Genomic DNA, 17,217 nt, shown 5'->3' with positions numbered 1-17,217 from the left:
GCCTCGCGGCCGTCCGCCACGCCGGTGGAGGAGAGCGCGACCCGCGCCTTGAACACAGCGGCGCGCGGCGCCGCATTCGTCCCCGGCGTGCGCATTTTGTGACACAAACGTCGCACGATCGTCATAGGATCGCCGCCGGACAGCCGAGCTTAGGAGCGATCGATGAAAGTACGAATCCTGCACTGTCTCTTACCGCTCGCAGCGCTGGCTGCCTCGCCCCTCGTGGGCTGCGGCTCATCCGATCCCAGCTCGACCTCGGGGACGGGCGGCGCCGGCGCGAGCGACGGCACGGGCGCCGGCCACACGGGCCCGGGCGGCTCGGGCGGGGGCGGCTCGGGCGGCGGCACAGGCGGCAGCGACACGGGCGGCGGCGGTTCGGGCGGGGTCGGCGGTGACAGCACCGTGAAAGAACAGCCTGACTACGCCCTCGCGTTCCCGCAGGACCGGGTCCCCCGCATCGACATCACCATCGCGCCCGAGAAATGGCAGGAGATGGTCGACGACATCACGTCCATGATCGGCGAGTTCGGGGCGCAGGGCCCCGGCGGCTTCGTCCCGCCGCAGGAGTGGGTCGACGCCTGCAACGGGCTCGCGGCCGGCGACGCCTGCACGGTCGATCTCTTCGGGTCCCCCGCCGAGGGGACGTGCGGGGAGCTCCCCGGCGGCCTTACCTGCCAGCCGAAGCCCCCGGATCCCGGCGAGTTCGAGCCGCCGCAGGACTGGATCGACGCCTGCAACGATCTCGCGGCGTCCGACCCCTGCACGATCGACATCTTCGGGACCGAGACGCCGGGGACGTGTACCGAACAAGAGGTCGGCCTGGCCTGCATGCCCGCCGGACCGGGGCCGGGCGGCGATCTCGGGCTGATCAGCAGCGTCGACCTCATCCCGCGCTCGCCGGTCTACGTCGAGTGCGACGTCGCCACCGAGGACCGGATGTGGCAGCACGTCGGCGTCCGCTTCCGGGGCAATGCGAGCCTGCTCCTGCCCTGGGGGGCGGGTAACTGGAAGCTGCCGCTGCGCCTCAATTTCGACCGCTTCGAGGACACCTACCCCGAGACCAAGGACCAGCGCTTCTACGGGTTCGACGGGCTGGCGTTCACCAGCAGCTACCTGGATCCGTCGCTCCTGCGCGAGAAGCTCGGCACCGACATCTTCGCCAAGGCGGGGCTCCCCGCGCCCGCGACCGCGTTCTATCGGGTCTTCATCGATCACGGGGAGGGGCCGATCTACTTCGGGCTGTACACCGGGATCGAGGTGCCGTCGGACGACTCGTTCCTCGACACGCATTTCGGCGGCCACAAGGGCAATGTCTACAAGCCCGACGGCACCGGCGCGCGATGGGAGACCTGGGACCCCGACACCCTCGTCAAGGAGAACAACGAGGAAGAGGCCGACTTCTCGGACGCGCGCGCGCTGTTCGACGCGCTGCACGCCGACCGGACCGACGCCGCCGCCTGGCGCGCGGGGCTCGAGGCGCGCCTCGACGTCGACGGCTTCCTGCACTGGCTGGCGCTGAACACGGTGATCGAGGACTGGGACGTGTACGGCCGCATGCCGCACAACTACTACCTCTACTCGGACCCGGACAAGAACGGGCAAATCACGTGGATCCCGTGGGACCACACGTTCGCGTTCACGGATACCGAGACGCCGGGATCGACCCCGATGCCGGCGCTGCCCCTCTCGATGGACGGGGTGAGCGAGCAATGGCCGCTGATCCGCTTCCTGCTCGATGATCCGGTGTATCTCGAGGTGTACCGCGATTACGTGGCGCAGGCCGCCGCGGAGGAGTACGAGCCGGCCGCCACCGAGGCGTGGTTCCAGGCGGCGCACGACCTGATCGCGCCGTACGTCGTGGGGCCGGAGGGCGAGATCGAGGGGCACACGCACCTCGCGTCGCCGGCCGACTTCGACGCCGGCCTCGCCGCGCTGATCGCCCACACGAAGAAGCGTGCGACGGACGTGGCCGCGTACCTCGGCCAGTGACGCGGACGGCGGCGCGCGGCGCGGCGGCGACCTGGCCGGCCGCGCCGCGCGGCGCTCAGAGCGCGAGCTCCGCCCTGACGGTCGACTCCTCCAGATCCCGGGTCAGCCGGAACCCGAGCTTCTGCGCCACGCGCTGCATCTCCACGTTCTCGCCCATGATGTCGGCGCTGATGCGCGAGAGCCTCTCGTCCCGGGCGATCTGGACAAGGAGGCTCAGGAGCCTCGAGCCGAGCCCCTTTCTCTGGTGCTCGTCGCTGATCAGCAGGGCGAACTCCGAGTCGTTGGTGCCCGGCAGCTTGCTCAGCCGGCCGACGCCGATGATCTCGCGGCCTTCGCCGCCCGCCGGCGGCGCCTCGACGACGAGCGCCATCTCGCGGTCGTAGTCCGCGAAGCAGACGCGCGTCAGCCGCTCGTGCGCGGTGCGCAGGTCGAGCTGCATCGGGTAGAAATACCGCAGCCGCACCGTCCGCTCCGAGAGCTTCTGGTGGAACTTGACCATCAGCGGCTCGTCCTCGGGGCGGATCGGCCGGATCGTGAACACCTGCCCGTCCTTGCCCTTCAGCTCGGTCACGTACTGCGTCGGATATTCGCGGATCGCCGACCGGGGGAGCGCCGACTCCGGCGTCTCCGGCGGGTGCAGGACGACGCGGGCGTCGAGGGCGATGATCCGCTCGGCGCTCACGGCCAGCGGGTTGATGTCGATCTCGCTGATCCATCGCTGCTCGATCACCATCTGCGAGAACCGCACGAGCAGGTGCCCGAGCGCCTCGAGGTCGACCGGCTTCCTGCCGCGCACGCCCTTGAGGGCGCGGAAGATCTTCGTCTGCTCCATCATGCGGAGCGCGAGCGTCGCGTTGAGCGGCGGCAGGGCGAGCGAGCGGTCCTTGAAGACCTCCACGAGCTGCCCGCCGGCCCCGAACAGGAGCACCGGGCCGAACTGCGGATCGATCGAGCTGCCGAGGATGATCTCGTAAGCGTCCTTCAGCGCGATCATCGGCTGGACCGTCACGCCCTGGAAGTGCTCCGCGCCCGCCTTCTGCGCGACGCTCTCCTGGATCTCCGCGAACGCCCGGCGGACGGCGCCGTCGTCGAGCAGGTCGAGCTTCACGCCGCCGACGTCGGTCTTGTGCGTGATCGTCGCGCTGTACAGCTTGAGGACCGCCGGATACCCCATCTCTCTGGCGAGGGCCGAGGCCTCGTCCACGCTGCGGGCGATGGCCGTCCGCACCGTCGGGATGCCGTATGCCGCCATGAGCTGCTTGGACTCGAACTCATCCATGAGCGTCCGGCCGGACGCGCGGACTCCGTCGACGAGCGCCCTGGCCCCCTCGCGATCGACGTTCCGCGCCCGCTCATCCATGCTCGGCGTCTCGTAGAGCGCCCGCAGGTTGTACGAATAGCGGACCATGGAGCAGAACGCGCGCGCGGCGATGTCGGGGTAGTCGAACGTCGGGACCCCGGCGCGGTTCAGGATCGATCTGCCGGCCTCCACCTCCACGCCGCCCATCCAGCTGGCCAGGACCGGCTTGCCGTCGACGTGCGCGTGCTTGCGCAGCGCCTCGGCGGTCTGGGTCGATTCGGTCATGTCCTGCGGGGTGAGGATGACGAGCACGCCGTCGTTGTGCGGGTCCTTGGCGCAGGTCTCGAGGGCCCTCGCGTAGCGGTCGGCGCCGGCGTCGCCGAGCACGTCCACGGGGTTATTGCGGCTCCACGCCGCGGGGAGGAAGGCGCTCAGCTCGCTCATGCTCTCCGGCGAGATCGGCGCCAGGTCGCCGCCGTTCGCGATGAGCGCGTCCGTGGCCAGCACGCCCGGGCCGCCGGCGTTGGTGACGATGCACAGCCGGTTACCGCGCGGCCGCGGCTGCTTGGCCAGCGTCTCGGCCATCGAGAAGAGGTCCGCTATATCGTTCACGCGCAGCACGCCCACGCGCCGGAACGCCGCCTCGAGCACCTCGTCCGAGCCGGTGAGCGAGCCCGTGTGCGACGCCGCCGCCTTCGCCGCCGCCTCGCTGCGGCCGGGCTTGATCACGATGATCGGCTTGTTCAGCGCCACCTCGCGGGCGGCCGACAGGAACGCCCGCGCGTCGCCGATCGACTCCATGTAGATGAGGATGCTGCTCGTCTTGGGGTCGTTGCCGAGATAGTCGATGAGGTCGCCCCAGCCGACGTCGAGCATCGAGCCGACGCTCACGAACGCGCTGAAGCCGACCTGCTCCTCCAGGCTCCAGTCGAGCACCGCCGTGCAGAGCGCGCCGGACTGGCTGATGAACGCCACGTGGCCAGGCCGCGCCTGCCCCTTGGCGAACGTGGCGTTGAGCCCGCCGATCGGGTTCATGACGCCGAGGCAATTGGGCCCGATGATGCGCATCTTCCCTCGGGCGCGCTCCATGATCTGCTGCTCGAGCTGGACGCCCGGAGGGCCCATCTCCTTGAAGCCGGCCGAGATGATGATCGCGCCCGGGACCCCGGCGTCCACGCACTCGCCGAGGAGGCCTGGCACGCTCGCGGCGGGGGTGACGATCACCGCCAGGTCCACCCTGGCCGGCACGGCCGCGATGTTCGGGTACGCCTTGATGCCGAGGACGCTGGAGCGCCTGGGGTTCACCGGAAAGACGGTGCCCCCGAACGGATTGCTGATCAGGTTCCAGAGGAGCGTGCGCCCCACGGCCCCGCTGTTCTCGGTCGCGCCGATGACGGCGACGTTCCGCGGCTTGAAGATCGGGTCGAGGCTCTGAAACTCCTGGCGAAGCACGTCGTGGGCACGGTCCGTGGTGGGAAGCGAGTCAGCCATGGCGCTCCTTGGAGGGTGGTTCGGTGAGTGCGTCTGGGTCCGTCGTCCGCAGACGTCCGTCGTCCGCAGACGGCAATGGCTCTTTGCCACGCTGCGGGGTGCGTCGCCCGGGCCACCCGAGGCGAGCGCCGCCGCCCGCGGCGAAGGTCACCCGGCCCCGCTGCTTCACGGCGGCGTCACCCGTGCCAGCCCCGTTTGCGGCAGAGCCCGCATGCTTCGCTTGACGGCCTGCATCCTGGTTGATAGACAAGTCAATCAACGTCTCGGGGGAGCGTCCATGTGTCCTCGCAGCGCGGAGCGTTTCGAGCAGATCAAGGACGAGCGGCGCCGCGCGCTGCTCCGTGCGGCGCGCGTCGTCTTCGGCCGCAAGGGGTTCGCGGCGGCGAAGATCGCCGACATCGCGGCGCAGGCGGGGATCAGCCACGGGCTCGTCTACCACTACTACCCCGAGAAAGAGTCGCTGTTCTCGGCCACGATCGAGGCCTCGGTCGAGGGCTGGGACACGCTCATGGATCTGACGCGGGCGCAGGCGGGTACACCCTGGGATCGGCTTGTTTACGCGTGCGGGCAGATGATCGCCGGCCTGCGCGAGGAGCCGGAGCACCTCCTGATGACGGTGCACGTGTACGCCGAGGACGCGTCGCCCGGCCTGCGCGACGTGCTGAGGCGCTTCCGGCTGCGGGTCATCGGCGATCTCGAGGAGCTGATCCAGGAGGGCCAGCGCGCGGGGCAGGTCGAGCAGCGCGCCGCCGCGGAGCTCTCGCGCGCCCTGGTCGCCATCGTCCAGGGGCTCGCCATCAACCGCCTTGTCGAGCCCGACGCCCCGCTGCCGCCGCTCGACGTGGTGCTGCGCATCCTGAAATCATGAGCAGAGGACAAGGGAGGGACGCATGAAGATCGTTGTGGATGAGGAGCGCTGTGAGGCCAACGGCGTCTGCATGCGGGCGGCGCCCGAGGCGTTTCGCGTCGACGACGACGACCGCCTGCACCTGCTCGTCACGGATGTGCCGCCCGAGCTCCGCGAGAAGGTGGAGAGGGCGGTGCGCGACTGCCCGCGCGGCGCGCTGTCGCTGACGGAGCGATGACGCGGGCAAGAGAAGGTCGGACCGAACGCAGAGGGAGGTATTCGCATGTTGCAGCAGAGTTCACGTCCCACGGTTGAGTTCAATCCGTTCGCGCCCGGGTACACGGAGGATCCGTACCCCGTCTATGCTCGCCTGCGCGAGGCGCCCGTCCGGTACTGGGAAGAGGGGCACGGGTGGATCATCAGCCGCCACAACGAGATCCAGGCCATCCTGCGCGACAGCCGCTTCACGGCCGACCGGGCGGCGTGGGCGCACGCGTCGGCGTTCGGCGTGGGCAGCATCCCCGAGGTCGAGGAGCTGAACCGGCACGGGCTCTTCTCGCTGCCGGACAGGGATCACGCGCGGGTGCGCAAGCTGGTGAGCCCGGCGCTCACGCCGCGCGCGGTGGAGCGCTTGCGCCCGATGGTCCAGGCCATCGTCGACGAGCGGCTCGACGCCATCGCGGGCAAGGGCGTCATCGACCTGGTCCACGACTTCTCCGAGCACATCCCGGTCCGCGTGATCAGCAGCATGCTGCACATCCCGCAGCAGCACGACGCGGCGTTCCATCGCTTCGCCGACTCCGCGGTGAAGCAGCTCTTCATGATGCTCATGACGCCCGAGGAGATCCAGCGCATGGTCGTCGGCATCCGCGAGGGGATGGCGATGCTCGGCGAGGTGATCGAGGAGCGGCGCCGGAACCCGATCGAGGGTGACATGCTGACGAGCCTCATCCAGTCCGAGGAGCAGGGCGATCGCCTGAGCAAGCCGGAGCTCGTCTCGCTCGTCGCGGCGCTGCTCGTGGGCGGCTCCGAGACAACGGTGCACCTCATCGCGTTCATGGTGCTGAACCTCCTGAAGCGCCCAGAGGTGCTGGCCGAGGCCCAGCGGGACCCGGAGCTCATGAAGGGAGTCGTCGACGAGGTGCTCCGCTTCGACAGCTTCGGCAAGTTCGGCACGTTCCGTTACGCGACAGAGGACGTCGAGCTCGGCGGCGCGCGCATCGCGAAGGGGGAGATGGTCGTCCTCTTCTTCTCGGCGGCGCTGCGCGACGAGGCCGCGTACCCGGACCCCGACAAGTTCGATCCGCGGCGCGAGGCGGCCGGGAGCCTCGCGTTCGGCGGCGGCGCCCACTATTGCATTGGCGCGAACCTGGCGCGCCTCGAGGGGCAAGTCGCGGTGAGCTCGCTCCTCCGCAGGTTCCCCGGCCTGAAGATCGAGTCGCAGCCGACGTTCGGCCCGCACCCCGCGATCCGCAAGATGGATTCGTTCAAGCTCCGCCTCGGCGCCTGAACGCCGGTCTCGATAGAATACCCGCGCCAGGACGGAGCTCGGCCGCGCCTGGCAGGGCGACCCGGATCACGACGACCGCCAGGACGTCAGGAGAGCACGAGAGGTCTTCGCCGCGGCGTCTCGTCGCGTTCAGTGGCCCGGCGCACGTCCCGTGCGGCGCTGGACAGCGCGGCGCCGTTCGGGCGACACTCCGTCGTATGGGCCACGAGGGGGATGAGGATCGCGCTCAGCTTGTTCGCAGCCTGGAGGCGATGGAACGGGAAGTGGAGTCGCTGCGGGTGGACGCGTGCAGGTGGCGCGCGCTCATGGCGGCGCGCTGCATCAGCGTGTCGATCCACCGTCCGGTCGGCCAGACCCACAGCGTCAATGCCGGATGGGAAGCGCTCTGGCGAGCTCCGGCCGAGGAGTTCTTGCAGATAAAATACAACATGCTGGAGGATCCGCAGCTCATCGACAACGGCATCATGCCGCACGTCGAGCGGTTCTTCCGGGGCGAGGAGGTCGCGATCCCGCCGATCAGCTACGACACCGACGCTGTCGAGGAGCTCACGGGCAGGGCCGGCGGGTCGGTGTGGGTCTGCAGCTTCGGCGTACCGGTGCGCGGTGCGGCGGACGGCTTCGAGGGCGTGCTGTTCCAGTTCGCCGTCCCTGAGGCGGCCGAGATCCAGCACAAATACGAGGCTCTGATCGAGGAGCAGCGGGCCCTCCAGGCGTCTTTGGAGGCGCGGAACCGGGAGCTCGAGGAGACGGTGCGGCTGATCGCGGCGCAGCGGGACGCGATCCAGGCGATGAGCGTCCCGGTGATCCGCGTCGGGGACGGCGTGCTCTGCCTTCCGATCGTGGGCATGATCGACGACGTACGGGCCGCCGCGCTCCTGGAGCGCCTGCTCGAGGCGATCGCCGCGCAGCAGGCGGCGCAGGTGCTGCTCGACATCACGGGCGTGCCGGCGCTCGACGCGCGGGCCGCCGCGCAGCTCATCAAGGCGGCCTCCGCGGCGCGGCTCCTCGGCGCCTCCTGCACGCTCGTGGGCGTCTCGCCCTCGCTGGCGCGGACGCTGGTCGAGCTCGGCATCGACCTCGGCGGCCTCGACACCGCCTCCACGCTCGCCGAAGGGCTGACCCGGGCCCTCTCCGGGCGCCGCGGGGCGGCGCAGCGGAGCACGGCGGTCGCGGAGCGCGCGCCGGCGAGGTAGTCCGCGCTGATGAGCGGAAGGATGACGCCGGTTTCTTCGAGGCTGCTCGAGATGTGAAGCGGGCCTTCGCTGGCCGTGCCGCAGCTCACCAGCGGACCAGGCGCCGATCTGCCGCGGAGCGCGGAGCGCGGATGCAACGAGCGACGCCGGGTCCGCAGCGCGCGCCGAGCGCGTCGGTCCAGGTCGTTGACGCGCCGCTTCGATCCTGCCGATACTGCTCCGGTGCGGTGTTCCGTGATCTATACCGTGCATCGTACGGAGCGGCTGGTCGCTGTCGGGCTCGAGGGCCGGAGGGCGGCTCGATGACGAAGGGCCCCGCGAAGCCGGCCGGGAAGCGCTCTCCGCGCGAGGGGGAGGGGAGGGCGGCCGACCCGGCGCGGAGCCTGGCGCTGCTCTGGGGCTCTCACGGCAAGCCGGGGCGCTCGGGGCTGACGGTGCGCGCCATCGTGTCGGCGGCGATCGAGATCGCCGACGCGAAGGGGCTGGAGGCGGTCTCCATGCGTCACCTCGCCGACCAGCTGAACGTCGGGACCATGTCGCTCTACACCCATGTTCCCGGCAAGGCCGAGCTGACCGATCTCATGGTCGACACGGTCTGTGGCCAGCTCTACGACGACGTGGACGCGCCGTCGCGGCAGCCCGGGGGGTGGCGCGCGTCGCTCGGGTACATCGCGGCGCGGAACTGGGAGCTTTACCAGGCGCACCCGTGGCTGCTCGAGATCGTGTCGGCGCGCCCCGTGCTCGGCCCGAACGCCTCGCTCAAGTACGAGGCCGAGCTGCGGCCGCTCGACGGACTCGGCCTCACCGACGTCGAGATGGATTCGGTGCTCACCCTCCTCCTCACGCACATCGAGGGCACGGCGAGGGTCCAGGCCAACGCGCGGCGCACGCGGCAGGAGAGCGGCATGACGGACGTGGAGTGGTGGGTCGCCACCGCCCCGCTGCTCGACAAGGTGATCGACGCGAAGCGGTTCCCCGTCGCGACCCGCGTGGGGCAGTCGGCCGGGCAGGCGTATCAGGGGGTGTCGAGCCCCGAGCACGCCTTCCGCTTCGGCCTGGAGCGCATCCTCGACGCCGTCTCGCTCCTCATCGCGGAGCGCGGCGCCGCTCGGGTTTGAGGGAGAGCGAGAGGGAGGGGGAGAGCGAGAGGGAGGGGGAGAGCGAGAGGGAGGGGGAGAGCGAGAGCCCGGCGAGGTGAGCAGCGGAGGCTTGACGCCGACTCGCCACAAGGCCTAACAGGACCATCCAACTTGAACTAGGACCAGCGCTCGGAGCGCTGGAGGTCAAGGTCAACCATGCATCGTGTTCACGCTCTGGGCGTCGTGCTCGCCTTCGCTTCGCTCAACGCAGCCTGCAGCTCATCGTCCTCGGACTCGAGCTCCGGTGGAGGCGACGGCAGCGGTGGTGGAGCCACCACGGGGAGCACCGGCAGCACCGGCAGCACGGGGACCACCAGCAGCACGGGGAGCACCAGCAGCACGGGGAGCACCAGCGGCACCGGCGGCGGCGCCACGAGCAGCTCCTCGAGCGCCGGCGGGCAAGGCGGCGCGGGCGGCTCCGCCCTGGTTGGCTGCGCGTCCGGCCGATACACCCTCTGCGAGGACTTCGAGGACACCGACGTGGGCGGCGTCCCGCAGGGGTGGACCAAGCACGGTGATCCGGTCGCGGTGGCCGACGATCAGGCGGCCAGCGGCGATCGCTCGCTGAAGATGGGCGCCGTCGCGAACGGGGAGCGGCGCATCTACCACGACGCCTCGCAGCTCGGGAGCGGGCACTGGGGCCGGATCCGCTACCGGGTGCAGCTCCCGGTGCCCGACGCCTTCGTTCACTCGACCCTCGTCGCGCTCCAGGGCGTCGGCCCCACGACGGGCCCCCAGGAGGTCCGCGTCGTCGATACGGTGAAGGAAGACAAGGACGGCTGGGACAACGACGGCAACGGGTCGCACATCCAGTACCTCTACAACGTGCAGCCCCAAGGGGCGGAGTTCGGCAAGGGGAGCGATTACAACTGGTCCTACGAGGATGCGTGGCACTGCGTCGAGTGGCACATCGATGCGCCGACGCAGAGCTACGACTTCTACGTGGACGGCGTGCTCCTCGAGCAGATCAGCATCGCGAACGGGGCGGGCAACTACACTGGTTCGGAGATCCCGGACGTGTTCAGCGAGGTCCGGATCGGGTGGAACAACTACCAGAGCGCGCCGCCCGGGTTCACGGCGTGGATCGACGACGTCGCGCTGGACGACGAGCGGATCGGGTGCGAGGAGTGATGCGAGGCGTGACGGGAAGCGCGAGTCAGGCCTCGAGCTGACCGGGCTCCTCGCCCGCGGGCGGGCAGCGACGGGCACGCCGCGCCGCGCCCGCGCGGTTCAGCCGGGGACCGGCGCGCCGTAGCCGCCGCCCCCCGGCGTCTCGATCACGAACACATCGCCTCTGCCCATCTCGACCGACCCGATGTGCGACAGCACCTCGGTCGAGCCGTCCGCGCGCACGACGAGGTTGCGCCCGGGCTCGCCCGCGCTGCCCCCCGCCAGGCCGAACGCGGCCGTCGAGCGGCCGTTCGACAGGATCGACGCCTTCATCGGCTCGAGGAAGCGCACCGCGCGCGTGCCGCCGTTGCCGCCCGGGAAGCGCCCGGCTCCGCCGGAGCCCTCGCGGATCTCGTAGCGCTCCAGCCGGACCGGGAAGCGGTGCTCCAGCACCTCCGGGTCGGTCAGGCGCGAGTTCGTCATGTGCGTCTGCACGACGCTCGTGCCCGCGAAGCCGCGCGCGTCGCCCGCGCCGCCCGCGCGGATCTCGATGCCCGCGCCCGAACCGCCGGAGATCGTCTCGTAGTACTGGACCCTCTCGTCGCCAAACGTGAAGTTGTTCATCGTCGGCTGGCTGCTGGCCAGCACGCCGAGCGCGCCGTAGAGCGCGTTCGTGACGCAGGTCGACACCTCCACGTTGCCCGCCACGACAGCGGCCGGCGGGCGCGGGTTGAGCATCGAGCCCTCGGGGACGATGACCTCGATCGGCTTCAGGCACCCGGCGTTCAGCGGGATGTCGTCGTCCACCAGCGTGCGGAACACGTAGAGCACCGCCGCCATCGTCACCGCGCGCGGAGCGTTGAAGTTGTTGGTCATCTGGCCGGACGTGCCGGTGAAGTCCACCACCGCCGCGCGGCGCTCGCGGTCGATCCGGACGGCCACCTCGATGGTCGAGCCGTTGTCGAGCGGCACCGTGAACCGGCCGTCGCGGAGGAGCGCCGGGTCGAGCCGCGCGATCGCGAGGCGCACGCTCTCCTCGGCGTTGTCCTGCACGTGCTTCATGTAGGCCTGCACGGTGGCGAGCCCGAACTGGGCCACCATCGCGCGCAGCTCCTGCGCGCCCTTCTCGTTCGCCGCGATCTGCGCGCGCAGGTCGGCCAGGTTCTGCCGCGGGTTGCGCGCCGGGTGCGGCCCGCCGCCGAGCAGCGCGAGGATCTCGGCCTCCCGCAGCTGCCCTGCCTCGACCAGCTTCACGTTGTCGAGCAGCACGCCCTCCTCGTCGATGGTCCTCGAGAAGGGCGGCATCGAGCCCGGGGTGATGCCGCCGATGTCGGCGTGGTGCCCGCGCGAGGCCACGTGGAACAGCACGCGGCCGCCGTCCTCGTCCCAGACCGGCGTCACCACCGTCACGTCGGGCAGGTGCGTGCCGCCGTGGTAGGGGTCGTTGAGCACGTAGACGTCCCCCGGCCTCATCCCGGGGTTCCGCGCGATCACGGTCCTGATCGACTCGCCCATCGAGCCGAGGTGCACCGGCATGTGCGGGGCGTTCGCGATCAGGTTGCCCTCGGCGTCGAACAGCGCGCAGGAGAAGTCGAGCCGCTCCTTGATGTTGACCGAGTGGGCGGTGTTCTGCAGGCGCAGGCCCATCTGCTCGGCGATGTTCATGAACAGGTTATTGAACACCTCCAGCATCACCGGGTCGACCTCGGTGCCGACGGCGCGGCGCTCGGGCCGGGGCGCCACGCGGGTGAGCACCAGGTGGCCGAGCGCCGTGAGCTCGGCCTGCCACCCGGGCTCGACGACGGTCGTGGCGCTCGCCTCCGCGACGATGGCCGGGCCGTCGATCACCGCGCCGCGCTCGAGCCGCTCGCGCCGGTACAGCGCCGCGTCGCGGAAGGCGCCCTCGCAGAACATCCGCGCCCGCGCGTCGGCCTCGGGGCGGTGGGGGCGCGCCTCGGCGGGCTGCTCGTCGGCGGCCTCGCCAGGCCCGATCGCCTCGACGGAGACGCTCTCCAGGACCAGCGCCTTGTCGGGCATCAGGAAGGCGAACCGCTTGCGGTAAGCCGCCTCGAACGCCGCGCGGATCGCCTTCGCGCTGCCGTACGGCACGACCAGGGCGGTATCGGTGCCTTCGTAGCGCACGTGCGCGCGCCGGAGCGTCCGCACGCGCCCCGGGGCGAAGCCTTGCGCGACGAGCTCGGCCTCCGCCTCGCCGGCGATGCGCGCGAGCGCCTCGCGCGCCGCGCCGAGGCCCGCCTCGTCGAGGCGCCGCTCCACGGCGGCCTCGCGCATGGCGTTCTGGTCCGAGAGGCCCATGCCGTACGCGGACAGGACCCCCGCGAGCGGGTGCACGAAGACGCGGCGCATGCCGAGGGCGTCGGCCACCGCGCAGGCGTGCTGGCCGCCGGCGCCCCCGAAGCACTGCAGGGTGTACCGGGTGACGTCGTAGCCGCGCGCCACGGAGATCTTCTTCACCGCGTTCGCCATGTTGGCGACGGCGATCTGCAGGAACCCCTCGGCCAGCTGCTCGGGCGTGATCGGCCGCGACGTCTCGCGGCGCACCTCGTCCGCCAGGGCCTCGAAGCGCCGCGCGACGACCTCCCGGTCGAGCGGCTCGTCGGCGCCGGGGCCGAAGACGCGCGGGAAGAACTCCGGCTGGATCTTGCCGAGCATCACGTTCGCGTCGGTGATCGCCAGCCGCCCGCCGCGGCGGTAGCAGGCCGGCCCGGGGTTCGCGCCGGCCGACTCGGGCCCGACGCGCAGCCGCGCGCCGTCGAAGCCGAGCAGCGAGCCGCCCCCGGCGGCCACCGTGTGGATGCTCATCATCGGCGCGCGCATGCGCACGCCGGCCACCTGCGTCTCGAAGGCGCGCTCGAGCTCGCCGGCGTAGTGCGACACGTCGGTCGAGGTCCCGCCCATGTCGAAGCCGATCACCCGCTCGTGCCCGCCCGCGAGCGCGGTGCGCACCATGCCGACGATGCCGCCGGCCGGCCCGCTCAGGATCGCGTCCTTGCCCTGGAAGCGGTGGGCCAGGGTCAGCCCGCCGCTCGACTGCATGAAGTAGAGCGGCACGCCGGGCATCTGGCGGGCCACCTGCTCGACGTAGCGGCGCAGGATCGGCGAGAGGTACGCGTCGACCACCGTCGTGTCGCCGCGCGAGACGAATTTCATGAGCGGGCTGACCTCGTGCGAGGCCGACACCTGGGTGAAGCCGACCTCGCGCGCGATGGCCGCCGCCTGCCGCTCGTGCGCGGCGTGGCGGTAGCCGTGCATGAACACGACGGCGCAGGCGCGGATGCCGTCCCGGAACGCCTCCTCCAGCGCGCGGCGCAGCGCCGCGGCGTCCAGCGGCTCGACGACCTCGCCCTGCGCGCCGACGCGCTCGCGGGCCTCGATCACGCGCTCGTACAGCAGGTCGTGCAGCACGATGTGGCGATCGAAGAGGCGGGGGCGGTTCTGGTAGCCGATGCGCAGCGCGTCGCGGAAGCCGCGCGTGGTGACCAGCGCCGTGCGGTCCCCCTTGCGCTCGAGCAGCGCGTTGGTGGCCACCGTGGTGCCCATCTTCACGCAATCGACCTCGGCCGCGGAGATCACCTGGCCGGGCGAGAGGCCGAGCAGCCGGCGGATGCCCTCGACCGCCGCGTCGGCGTACTGCTCGGGGTTCTCGGAGAGCAGCTTGGCGGTGGCGAGCGAGCCGTCGGGCCGCCTGGCCACGACGTCCGTGAACGTGCCGCCGCGGTCGATCCAGAACTGCCATGCGCGCGAGGTAGAGCTCATCGGATCGACTCCTTGTGCGCGCTGGCGAGGGAGGCCTCGCGGCGCCGACAGCTTATCAGCACGCCGCTGTCGACAGTTCAACATTATGGTTTCATTGAGGAATCGTCGGCGACGCGCGTCGCCGTGGCGCCCGCCGAGCTCCCTCCTCGGCTGCTTGTGGGGCGCTCGTCGGGCCGGTTACCATCCGCCGGTCCCGCCGCGCGCGTTCGAGCAGGCGCGGGCACCGGAGCGACCATGGCCGACACGAAGCCGATCCATCTGGCGAGGGGAGACGGGAGCTCCGGGGCGCTGGGGGCGCGCCGGGAGGTCCGGGCGGAGGCGCGCATCGCCTCCGGCGATCTGATCGACGTGCGCCGCGTCGAGGTCTCCGACCGCATGTCGGCGCTCTTCGAGGCGCGCGTCGTCGCGGTGTCGGACAACCCCGACATCGACTTCGAGGCCGTCATCGGCCAGCCGATGACCCTGGTCGCGCACAGCGACCAGACCCGCACGTGGACCGGCATCTGCAGCCGCCTCCGGCAGCTCGCGGTCGAGGAGCGCAACCTCTCCACCTACGAGCTCACGCTCGTCCCCGCGCTGTGGCTCGCCACCCAGCGGCGCAACTACCGCATGTTCCAGCACACGTCGGAGCTCGACATCGCGCTCCAGATCCTCAAGGAATGGGGGGTCTCCCCGGCGCTGCGCCTCGCCGGGACCTACAAGAAGCGCAAGTACCGCGTCCAGTACGGCGAGAGCGACTACACGTTCCTCTGCCGCATGCTCGAGGACGCCGGGGTGAGCTTCTACTTCGAGAGCGCCGGCGAGGGCCGGCTCGTCCTCGACGACGGCCCGCACCGCAACACCCGCCGCGCCCCGATCGCGTTCCGCGACCACCCGACCGACACGGATCAGGATCACGTCACCGAGGTCGAGGTCGGTCGCCGCCTGCGCCCGGGCAAGTACACGGTGCGCGATCACGACCACCGGCGGCCGGCGTCGTACCGGCTCCTCGCGAGCGCGGGCGGCGCGGGCGGCGGGGCCGGCGCGGGCGGCGGGGCCGGCGCGGGCGGCGTGGAGGAGCGGCTCGAGCGCTTCCACTACGTGCCCGGGGCGTTCCTGTACGAGAGCGACAAGGGCGAGAGCACGCCGGTCGCGGACGACAGGGGCAAGTACCGCGCGGACGAGTCCGAGGGCGCCGCGCTCGCGCAGCGGCGGCTCGAGGCCAAGCGCGCGTCCGCCCGCGAGATCGCGTTCAAGACCAACGCTCTCGACCTCGCGCCGGGCACCGTCGTCAGCTTCCTCGATCACCCGAAGAGCGAGCTCGGCCCGGACGCGGGGCTCCTCGTGCTCGAGTCGACCCTCGTCGGCGACGTCCCGGGCCCCTGGCAGCACGCGTGCAAGGCCGTGAGCGCGGAGGTGCCCTACCGCCCGCCGCTCCGCGCGCGCAAGCCGCGCGCCCAGGGGGTCGAGAGCGCCACCGTCGTCGGCGCGCCCGGCGACGAGATCCACGTCGACGAGCACGGCCGCGTGCGCGTCCAGTTCCACTGGGATCGCGAGGGCCGCATGAACGACGCCTCGTCGTGCTGGATCCACGTGAGCCAGCCCTGGGGCGGCGCCGGCTTCGGCGGCACCAACCTGCCGCGCGTCGGTCAGGAGGTGATCGTCGACTTCCTCGGCGGCGATCCCGACCGCCCGATCATCGTCGGCCGGGTGTACACGAGCCTCCAGAAGACCCCGTACAAGCTGCCCGACAACAAGACGCAGAGCGGCTGGAAGAGCAGCTCGTCGCCCGAGACCGGCGGCTACAACGAGATCATGTTCGAGGACGCGGCCGGCAAGGAGCTCGTCCGGATGCAGGCCGAGCGCGACCTGCACAAGAAGGTCAAGAACGACGAGAGCGTGAACATCGGCAACGACCGCGTGAGCGCGATCGGCCACGACGAGGAGCAGATCGTCGGCAACGACTTCATGAAGCAGGTGGTGAACAACGCGCGCGAGGTGGTCGGGATGAACCGGGCGCGCGCGGTGGGCAACAACGAGACGGTGGAGATCGGCAGCACGCAGAGCATCCGGGTCGGGGACAGGCTCGAGATCGTCTGCGGCAAGTCGGTGATCGTGCTCGAGAAGTCGGGCAAGATCACGATCTCGGGCACCGACATCACGGTCCATTCGAGCGGCCACACGCAGATCGACGGCGATCCGATCGACCTCAACTAGGCGCTGGCTCGGGCGTCTCGCCGTTCACTCGGCCACGAGCCGTGCCACGAACCGGAACCCCTCGCCGGCGCTCGCCTCGAGCAACGGCGCGACCGCGTCCGGGGACAGCTCCCGAATGGGGCGGAGCTCCGGCGTGCTCGGATGGACGGGGCCATCTGACATCATCGAACCGCTCGCTGAGCTCGCATGGCAGGCGATGGGCTGCTCAATGCTGGTTTTGCGGTAGATCGTCCGCGATCTCGTAGTAGTCGCCCTTGTCGGCCGCGTGGATGTGAATCCTCAGTCTGGTGCCCGTGGGCATGTCGAACGCGCCCATGGCGACGCCGATCCAGTCGTGCTTCTTCTGGTCGATCGGGTCCCAGAAGAGCGAAGAGCCGCACGCAGAACAGAAGCCCCGTCGCGCCTTCTCGGAAGAGCGGAACCAGGTGATCTTGTCGGCGCCGTGGATCGTCAAGGCGGCGCGAGGAACGTCCGTGGACGCGAAGAAATGACCGGAGTGCTTGCGGCACTGCGAGCAATGGCAGGCATCGGGCGGGGGCAGAGCGCCGGCAACCTCGAACCTCACAGCCCCGCAAAGACATGATCCGCTGTGCACAGCTCACTCCTTCTTCGAACGCAAGGTTGAGCGACCAATCGTCCTACCGTCGCTGCTCTCTGTCTGCCCA

Annotated in this window: 12 protein-coding genes; 8 read left to right on the top strand and 4 right to left on the bottom strand. The window is 70.8% G+C overall.

Features of this window, described 5'->3' with window-relative positions; genetic code table 11:
• Positions 1-162: 162 nt before the first annotated feature.
• A complete protein-coding gene (locus WME85_RS25490; RefSeq protein WP_437841903.1) occupies positions 163-1,989 on the top strand; it encodes a CotH kinase family protein in 1,827 nt (608 codons plus the stop codon).
• Positions 1,990-2,044: 55 nt separating this feature from the next.
• On the opposite strand, the gene WME85_RS25485 is transcribed toward WME85_RS25490, so the two are convergent.
• On the bottom strand, positions 2,045-4,780 hold the full coding sequence (locus WME85_RS25485; RefSeq protein ID WP_437841901.1) for a bifunctional acetate--CoA ligase family protein/GNAT family N-acetyltransferase: 2,736 nt from the start codon (positions 4,778-4,780) through the stop codon (positions 2,045-2,047).
• Positions 4,781-5,057: 277 nt separating this feature from the next.
• Between WME85_RS25485 and WME85_RS25480 the strand changes: the two genes are divergently transcribed.
• From WME85_RS25480 to WME85_RS25455, 6 genes are all read left to right on the top strand, one after another.
• A complete protein-coding gene (locus tag WME85_RS25480; RefSeq protein WP_437841900.1) occupies positions 5,058-5,648 on the top strand; it encodes a TetR/AcrR family transcriptional regulator in 591 nt (196 codons plus the stop codon).
• Positions 5,649-5,670: 22 nt separating this feature from the next.
• Positions 5,671-5,865, top strand: a complete 195-nt coding sequence (locus WME85_RS25475) for a ferredoxin (RefSeq protein ID WP_437841897.1) — start codon at positions 5,671-5,673, stop codon at positions 5,863-5,865.
• Positions 5,866-5,910: 45 nt separating this feature from the next.
• Positions 5,911-7,137 (top strand): cytochrome P450, encoded by a 1,227-nt coding sequence (locus tag WME85_RS25470; protein WP_437841895.1) that lies wholly within the window; start codon positions 5,911-5,913, stop codon positions 7,135-7,137.
• A 251-nt stretch (positions 7,138-7,388) separates the two neighbouring features.
• Positions 7,389-8,330, top strand: a complete 942-nt coding sequence (locus WME85_RS25465) for an STAS domain-containing protein (protein ID WP_437841892.1) — start codon at positions 7,389-7,391, stop codon at positions 8,328-8,330.
• Positions 8,331-8,632: 302 nt separating this feature from the next.
• Positions 8,633-9,448, top strand: a complete 816-nt coding sequence (locus tag WME85_RS25460) for a TetR/AcrR family transcriptional regulator (protein ID WP_437841889.1) — start codon at positions 8,633-8,635, stop codon at positions 9,446-9,448.
• Between the two features lie 177 nt (positions 9,449-9,625).
• Positions 9,626-10,600, top strand: coding sequence for a hypothetical protein (locus tag WME85_RS25455; RefSeq protein ID WP_437841886.1), 975 nt, complete (start codon positions 9,626-9,628; stop codon positions 10,598-10,600).
• A gap of 99 nt (positions 10,601-10,699) precedes the next feature.
• On the opposite strand, the gene WME85_RS25450 is transcribed toward WME85_RS25455, so the two are convergent.
• On the bottom strand, positions 10,700-14,356 hold the full coding sequence (locus WME85_RS25450; RefSeq protein WP_437841884.1) for a hydantoinase B/oxoprolinase family protein: 3,657 nt from the start codon (positions 14,354-14,356) through the stop codon (positions 10,700-10,702).
• 234 nt (positions 14,357-14,590) lie between these two features.
• Between WME85_RS25450 and WME85_RS25445 the strand changes: the two genes are divergently transcribed.
• Positions 14,591-16,552, top strand: coding sequence for a type VI secretion system Vgr family protein (locus WME85_RS25445; RefSeq protein WP_437841882.1), 1,962 nt, complete (start codon positions 14,591-14,593; stop codon positions 16,550-16,552).
• 24 nt (positions 16,553-16,576) lie between these two features.
• On the opposite strand, the gene WME85_RS25440 is transcribed toward WME85_RS25445, so the two are convergent.
• Positions 16,577-16,717, bottom strand: a complete 141-nt coding sequence (locus tag WME85_RS25440; protein WP_437841879.1) for a hypothetical protein — start codon at positions 16,715-16,717, stop codon at positions 16,577-16,579.
• 40 nt (positions 16,718-16,757) lie between these two features.
• On the bottom strand, positions 16,758-17,147 hold the full coding sequence (locus WME85_RS25435; protein ID WP_437841877.1) for a GFA family protein: 390 nt from the start codon (positions 17,145-17,147) through the stop codon (positions 16,758-16,760).
• Between the last annotated feature and the right edge of the window lie 70 nt (positions 17,148-17,217).

This window comes from Sorangium sp. So ce1153, from assembly GCF_051521595.1.
GTDB lineage: Bacteria > Myxococcota_A > Polyangia > Polyangiales > Polyangiaceae > Sorangium.
This window is presented reverse-complemented; position numbering and strand designations above follow the sequence as displayed.

Bases quoted from the DNA above. Each gene is read 5' to 3' on its own strand.
- WME85_RS25470 (WP_437841895.1), top strand. From the start codon at position 5,911: ATGTTGCAGCAGAGTTCACGTCCCACGGTTGAGTTCAATCCGTTCGCG.
- WME85_RS25455 (WP_437841886.1), top strand. From the start codon at position 9,626: ATGCATCGTGTTCACGCTCTGGGCGTCGTGCTCGCCTTCGCTTCGCTC.
- WME85_RS25465 (WP_437841892.1), top strand. From the start codon at position 7,389: ATGGAACGGGAAGTGGAGTCGCTGCGGGTGGACGCGTGCAGGTGGCGC.
- WME85_RS25440 (WP_437841879.1), bottom strand. From the start codon at position 16,717: ATGATGTCAGATGGCCCCGTCCATCCGAGCACGCCGGAGCTCCGCCCC.
- WME85_RS25460 (WP_437841889.1), top strand. From the start codon at position 8,633: ATGACGAAGGGCCCCGCGAAGCCGGCCGGGAAGCGCTCTCCGCGCGAG.
- WME85_RS25450 (WP_437841884.1), bottom strand. From the start codon at position 14,356: ATGAGCTCTACCTCGCGCGCATGGCAGTTCTGGATCGACCGCGGCGGC.
- WME85_RS25445 (WP_437841882.1), top strand. From the start codon at position 14,591: ATGGCCGACACGAAGCCGATCCATCTGGCGAGGGGAGACGGGAGCTCC.
- WME85_RS25490 (WP_437841903.1), top strand. From the start codon at position 163: ATGAAAGTACGAATCCTGCACTGTCTCTTACCGCTCGCAGCGCTGGCT.
- WME85_RS25475 (WP_437841897.1), top strand. From the start codon at position 5,671: ATGAAGATCGTTGTGGATGAGGAGCGCTGTGAGGCCAACGGCGTCTGC.
- WME85_RS25485 (WP_437841901.1), bottom strand. From the start codon at position 4,780: ATGGCTGACTCGCTTCCCACCACGGACCGTGCCCACGACGTGCTTCGC.
- WME85_RS25480 (WP_437841900.1), top strand. From the start codon at position 5,058: ATGTGTCCTCGCAGCGCGGAGCGTTTCGAGCAGATCAAGGACGAGCGG.